The organism is Nitratidesulfovibrio liaohensis, from assembly GCF_011682075.1.
In the GTDB taxonomy this organism is placed as follows: Bacteria; Desulfobacterota; Desulfovibrionia; order Desulfovibrionales; family Desulfovibrionaceae; genus Cupidesulfovibrio; species Cupidesulfovibrio liaohensis.
The window spans coordinates 1-6,467 of record NZ_VSMK01000115.1 but is presented as its reverse complement, the minus strand read 5'-3'; the positions used below and the strand labels follow the sequence as shown (position 1 = coordinate 6,467).

The 6,467-nt window shown below is 68.0% G+C and carries 4 protein-coding genes; 1 reads left to right on the top strand and 3 read right to left on the bottom strand.

All coding sequences use genetic code 11. The annotated features are described in order from the left end of the window. Positions 1-2,196: putative bifunctional diguanylate cyclase/phosphodiesterase (locus FVW27_RS05175; protein ID WP_167123339.1), on the top strand; the 2,196-nt coding region annotated here is incomplete at its 5' end. A gap of 210 nt (positions 2,197-2,406) precedes the next feature. Here the strand turns inward: FVW27_RS05175 and lon are convergent. The 3 genes from lon to radC all read right to left on the bottom strand — a co-directional run bounded on the left by lon (position 2,407) and on the right by radC (position 6,279). Continuing rightward, positions 2,407-5,157 (bottom strand): endopeptidase La, encoded by a 2,751-nt coding sequence (gene lon, locus FVW27_RS05170; RefSeq protein ID WP_167123337.1) that lies wholly within the window; start codon positions 5,155-5,157, stop codon positions 2,407-2,409. Positions 5,158-5,176: 19 nt separating this feature from the next. Continuing rightward, a complete protein-coding gene (locus tag FVW27_RS05165; RefSeq protein WP_167123335.1) occupies positions 5,177-5,488 on the bottom strand; it encodes an acylphosphatase in 312 nt (103 codons plus the stop codon). Positions 5,489-5,601: 113 nt separating this feature from the next. After that, complete coding sequence (gene radC / locus FVW27_RS05160) at positions 5,602-6,279, bottom strand: RadC family protein (RefSeq protein WP_167123333.1); 678 nt, start codon at positions 6,277-6,279, stop codon at positions 5,602-5,604. Positions 6,280-6,467: the final 188 nt, after the last annotated feature.

The window sequence follows — 6,467 nt, the reverse complement described above, 5'->3', positions numbered from 1 at the left end:
TCCGCCGAGGCGGCCGGGCGCAGGGATGCCGCGCCCCCGTGCGACCTTGCGGCGCGGGTGTACCTGCGCGGCGAGACCGTGCGCGTGGACGCCGACGAACTGCGCGAACTGGTCGAGCTTGGCGAATGTCTGTTGCCCGATCCCGTGCCCGCCCACTGGCTGGGTGTGCCGCTGCGCACCCGCACCGGCGAGGTGCTGGGGGTCATCGTGTGCCAGGTGGCGGGCGAGGAAGGTGCCGAGCGTGCCGACCCTGTCCATCAGGCAGATCGGGCAGATCGGGCAGATCGGGCCGACACGCAGCCTCTGCCGCGTGCCGTGCCCGCGCGGGCCAGACCAGGCTTTTCGGCGGAGGACCGCCGCCTGCTGGAACTGGTATCCGGCCACGTGGCCGATGCCCTGGCCGCCAGGCGCGACCTGGGACGCCGGGCTCTGGACGAGGTGCGCTACCGCGCCTCGTTCATGGACGCCGTGGCGGGCATGGCCCTGCTGGATGCCGGGGGCAGGCTGCTGGCGGTGAACCGGGCCTTCGAGGCCGCCTTCGGCTACCCCGACGGCGTGCTGGCTGGCACGGATCTGCGCGATTTGCTGCCCCCCGACGTGGCCGGGCAGGCCCTGCGCGAGTTCGGGGGGCTGTGGCTTTCGGTGTCGGCCATTCGCGCGGCGGCGGGCATGGGTGAGGCCGTCGGGGCCACGGTGGAGACCGCGTGGCCGTTCCTGAGGGCCGACGGCGAAAAGCGCTGGATGCAGCAGAGCCTGCGCATCCTGCCCGGCGAGGCGGGCCACCCCCCGTGCGCGCTGTTGCAGGTCACCCCGCTGGATGGCGGCAACGGACGCGCCGGGCGCGACCCGGCCACCCGCGACGAGGAGCGCATGACCCAGACCGCCTTCCACGACGTGCTCACCGGCCTGCCCAACCGGGTGCTGCTGCTGGACCGTGTGGAAAGCGCCCTCAAGCGGGCCCGGCGCCACGATCATTACCGCTTTGCCGTGCTGTTCCTGGACATCGACCGCTTCAAGGTGGTCAACGAAAGTCTGGGCCACCGCGCGGGCGACGAACTGCTGCGGCTGTTTTCCGACCGGGTGCTGCCCTGCCTGCGCGAGGTGGACACCCTGGCCCGTTGCGGCGGCGACGAGTTTGCCGTGCTGCTGGACGACGTGGAGGACACCGCTGAGGTGGGCACCATCGTCGAGCGTATTCAGGATGCCCTGCGCACGCCGTTTCCGGTGCACGACACCGAGGTGTACATGGCCGCCAGCATCGGCGTGGTGGTGCGCGCCCGGCAGTACGCATCTGCAGAGGACATCCTGCGCGATGCCGACCTTGCCATGTTCCGCGCCAAGGAATCGGGCAAGGGCCGTTACGAACTGTTCGACGAGGATGTGCCCTCCGCCGTCCCGGACAAGCTGCGCCGCGAAAACGAACTGCGCCGGGCCATGGAGCGCGGCGAGATAGAACTGTACTTCCAGCCCGTGGTTTCGCTGCGCACCGCGCGCATCACCGGGCTGGAGGCGCTGGTGCGCTGGAACCACCCGGACCTGGGCCTGCTGCCACCGTCGGAGTTCATCCCCCTAGCCGAGGAATCGGGGCTGATCTACCACCTGGACCGGCACGTGCTGGAACTGGGCTGCGCCTCGGTGCGCGCCCTGCGCGAGCGGGCAGGACCTGCGGCGGAATTTGCCCTGAACCTGAACATTTCCGCGCGCAGCTTCCGCCGCTGGAACATGGTGGAAAGCTATTCCGCCGTCATCCTGGAATCGGGCTGCAACCCTCTGGACGTGCGGCTGGAAATCACCGAAAGCCTGCTGCTGACCGGCGTGGACGCCGTTACCGACAAGCTGTGGAAGTTCAAGGAACTGGGCGTCTCGCTGGTGCTCGACGACTTCGGCACCGGCTATTCCTCGCTGAACTACCTGCGCCAGTTCCCCATGGACATGATCAAGATCGACAAGTCGTTCACCAGCCGCGTGCACGAGGAAAAGGCCGCCTACGGCATCGTGCAGTCCATCGTCAGCCTGGGCCGGGGGCTCGGCCTCGGCGTGGTGGCCGAAGGCATCGAACGGCCCGAACAGGCCGAGGTGCTGCTGGAACTGGGCTGCCTGTACGGACAGGGCTTCCTGTACTCCCGCCCGCTGCCCTTCGAACGCACAGTCAAGGTGCTGGAACGCCGCTGCCCCCTGCCCCTTTCTGCGGGGTAGGTGTTCCGCGTATCGCGGCAACTACGTTGGAAAAGAGAAGAGGGCCGGGGATTTCCCGGCCCTCTTCTTGGGTTGGCAAAAGCTGGGCTACAGTGCCACCGCATTGTAGCGGGGCCTAGAGGGGGGAACTCCCAAATAAAAAGTTTAGGGGGGAGGGGGCCGGGGAGGGAGACCCTTTCCAAAGGGTCCCCTCTCCGGTTCGTTCTTCCCTTATTCGCCTTTCGGAAACGCCAGCGGCAGCAGGTCGTCGATGTGGGCCACGGGGTGAACCTGGATGCGGCGCAGCAGGTCTGCGGGGATGTCTTCCAGGTCCTTGACGTTCTGGCGGGGGATGATGACGTGCTGCATGCCGCGCGCCACCCCGGCCAGGATCTTTTCCTTGATGCCGCCCACGGGCAGCACGCGGCCACGCAGGGTGATCTCGCCGGTCATGCACAGGTCGCTGCGCACGGGCTTGCCGGTGATGGCGGAGAGCAGCGCGGTGACCATGGTCACCCCGGCGGAGGGGCCATCCTTGGGGGTGGCGCCTGCGGGCACGTGGATGTGCAGATCGAGCTTTTCCGAGAAGTCGGGTTCGATGCCGAGCCGCTCGGCACGGCTGCGCGCGTAGGAAATGGCAGCCTGCGCGCTTTCCTTCATCACGTCGCCGAGCTGGCCGGTCATGGTCACGCTGCCCTTGCCCTTCATGGGGGTGACTTCCACGTGCAGCACCTCGCCGCCGTAGGGGGTCCAGGCCAGGCCCAGGGCCACGCCGGGCAGCAGTTCGGCTTCCTTTTCCTCGTCGATGAAGCGGGGCGCGCCCAGCAGCTTTTCCAGCATGCGCGGGGTGACGCGGAAGGGGCCTTTTTCACCTTCGGCCTTGCGACGGGCCACCTTGCGGCACAGCGAGCCTATTTCGCGCTCCAGGTTCCGCAGCCCCGCCTCGCGGGTGTAGCCGGTGATGATGCGCTCGATGAGCGCGTCGGGCACGGTCACCTCGCGCGGGGACAGCCCGTTTTCCTTGGCCTGGCGCGGCAGCAGGTAGCGGCGGGCGATGGCCAGCTTTTCCTGCATGGTGTAGCCGGGGATGGAGATGACCTCCATGCGGTCGCGCAGGGGGGCGGGAATGGTGTCCAACTGGTTGGCGGTGCAGATGAACATGACCTTGGACAGGTCGAAGGGCACGTTCAGGTAATGGTCGCTGAACGAGAAGTTCTGTTCCGGGTCCAGCACCTCCAGCAGGGCCGATGACGGGTCGCCCCGGAAGTCGGAACCGATCTTGTCGATTTCATCCAGCATCAGCACGGGGTTGCGCGTGCCGAGCTGCTTCAGGCTCTGCACGATGCGCCCCGGCATGGCGCCGATGTAGGTGCGCCGGTGGCCGCGGATTTCCGCTTCGTCACGCATGCCGCCCAGCGAGATGCGCTGGAACTTGCGACCCATGGCGCGGGCGATGGAGCGACCCAGCGATGTCTTGCCCACGCCGGGAGGCCCGGCAAAGCACAGGATGGGCCCCTTGGACTTGGGGTTCAGCTTGCGCACGCTGAGGTATTCCAGAATGCGGTCCTTGACCTTGGCGAGGCCCAGATGGTCCTCGTCCAGGATCACCTTGGCCTTGTTGATGTCCAGCCGGTCGCGCGAAAGCTTGGCCCACGGCAGCTCCGCCAGCCATTCCAGGTAGGTGCGCACCACGGTGGCCTCGGACGAATCGGGATGCATGGAGGCCAGGCGGCGCAGCTGCTTGTCCGCCTCCTTGCGGACTTCGCGCGGCAATCCCGCGCGTTCCAGGGCGCGGGTAAGGTCTTCCAGTTCCTCGTCCTCGTTGCCCGATTCGCCCAGTTCGCGGCGAATGGCCTTCATCTGCTCGCGCAGGAAATAGTCCTTCTGGGCCTTGTCCATGCCCTCGCGCGCCATGCTCTGGATCTTGGCCTGCATGGACGCCACTTCCACTTCCTTGACCAGCTGCTCGTTGACCAGGCGCAGCCGGGGGTCGGGGTCGGTGCATTCCAGGATGGCCTGGGCGTCGGAGACCTTCATGCGCAGGTTGGCGGCGATGAGGTCGGCAAGGCGGCCGGGGTCGTCCACGGAATTGAGCACGGCCATGATGTCCGAGGTGGCGATGCCGCGCAGCGAAAGGATCTTTTCGCTCTGCTCGCGGGCGGCGCGCATCATGGCTTCCTGCTCCACCGTGGGCGGGCCCAGTTCCGGCTCGGGCAGGGTTTCCACGCGGGCGGTAAGGTAGCCGTCGCCCACGCCAAAGGATTCCACCCGGGCCCGGCTGATGCCCTGCACCAGCACCTTCAGCCGGTTGTCGGGCATCTTCAGCATGCGCATGATCATCACCACCGTGCCGGTGGGGTGCAGGTCTTCCGGCGCGGGGTCGTCCACCGATTCGTCGCGCTGGGTGCAGATCATCAGGTAGCGGCTGCCGTTGAGGGCGGCGTCCACGGCCTGCACCGACTTTTCGCGGCCCACGAACAGGGGCAGGATCATGTAGTTGAACACCACCACGTCACGCACGGGCAGCACGGGCAGTTCGTCGGGCAGCACGGGCAGTTCCGGCCCGTCGGTGGGGTCGGGCGTATCCGAAGATTCGGAACCGCCGGGATTGTCCGCGTCGATGTCGCTCAGGCCTTCGAAATCCAGGGCGCGGGCATCGTCTCCGGCGCGGGGCGGCGTGGGCACGGCTACCTCGATGCTGGCCGCCTTGCCCCGTGCAACCTGGTCCTGTTCATCCTGAACGCCTGTCTGGACGTCGATGACGGTAACGTCAGTTGCGGCGTTGGTCGCGGCGTCGGGTGGGGTGTCAGAGGCGGCATCTGGAGCAGCGTCGGGCGTCGGGCCGGAGGCCGCATCGGCGGCAGGAGTGGCCGAGGCGGCGTCCTGCTGCTTTTGGGGCTTGCCGGTTGCCTTGACCTGCTTCTTGCCGGAGGTCGGGCCGGATTCGTCGGGGGTGCCGTCGTCGTATATGTCGTCGGTCATGCGGGGTGCTCCTCGCGTGTCAGAATCGGATATGGAAATCTTGCGGGGGGGCGTCCTGCCCGTCCCGTGTGCCGGGCGCATCGGAATGCGGCTGCTCGCCCACGGATTGCTCTTCTACCCCGGTGACCCTGGCGAACATGGGGCCTTTCCACAGGGCCTCGCGCAGGGCGTCCATGCGCTCGACCGGCCCCAGGGCCTCCAGTTCCACGCTGCCGTCGGGCAGGTTGCGCACCCACCCGGCAAGCCCCAGGGCGCGGGCGGTACGCCCGGTCCACGAGCGAAAGCCCACCCCCTGTACCCGACCGGTGACCCTGAATCGGCTGCGTGTCATGGGCGTGTGCTCCCGGTTTTGTCCGGCGTCGGCGTGCCGGGTGGTGTGCTGCGGGGGCGTCATGCCCTGGGGACTGCTGCCGCCTGATCGGGCATAGCCGGATTCGTCTTCCGTCAGATCAGGCCGTCGTCCTTCAGGCTGTAGCAGGTGTCGTCGGTGACGATGACGTGGTCCAAAAGGCGCATGCCGATGGCCTTGGCCGAAAGTTCCAGTTGCCGGGTGATCTCGATGTCTCCCGCCGACGGCGACGGGTTGCCGCCGGGGTGGTTGTGCACCAGGATGATCGATGCCGCCTTGTGCCGCAGGGCCAGTTCCAGGATTTCGCGCGGGTACACGGCGGATGCGTTCACCGTGCCGCGCGAGGCGCGCTCCCACGCCACCATGCGGTTCTGGGTGTCCAGCAGGGCCACCCACACCTCTTCGTGGGGCGAGGCGGCCAAGCGCATGCGGGCCATTTCCGCCACCGCCTGCGGACTGCCCAGCACCTCGCGTTCACGGGCCGGGGTTTCCACGTAGCGGGCCATCACCTCGCGCAGCAGAGCCCAGAAGTCCAGCATGGCCGGTCCGAAGCCCTTTACCCCCAACAGTTCCGAGGGCCGGGCGTCCAGCACGCCGCGCAGGCTGCCGAAGCGCTGCAGCAGTTCCTTTGCCAGCGGCTTGGTATCACGGCGCAACAGCACGTGGCCCAGCAGCAGTTCCAGCACCTCGTAGTCGGGCAGGGCGGCCGGGTCGTTGCGCAGCCTGGCCCGCACCCGCTCGCGGTGCCCGTGGTAGTGAGGACCAGTGGTCATAATAAGCAGTCGTGCGGGGCGTGCAAGCCCGTTGTACGGGGTCGGCCCATGGTTGCGGGGCCAACTGGGGCACAGCTGGGCGCGGCATGACGTGACGGAACGCGATTGGGCGCGGCATGCGAGGCGCGGCGGGCCGGGTGGGTGCCGCAGGGCGCAACGGCAGTCCGTACGGGGTGGGGCAGGGTGGG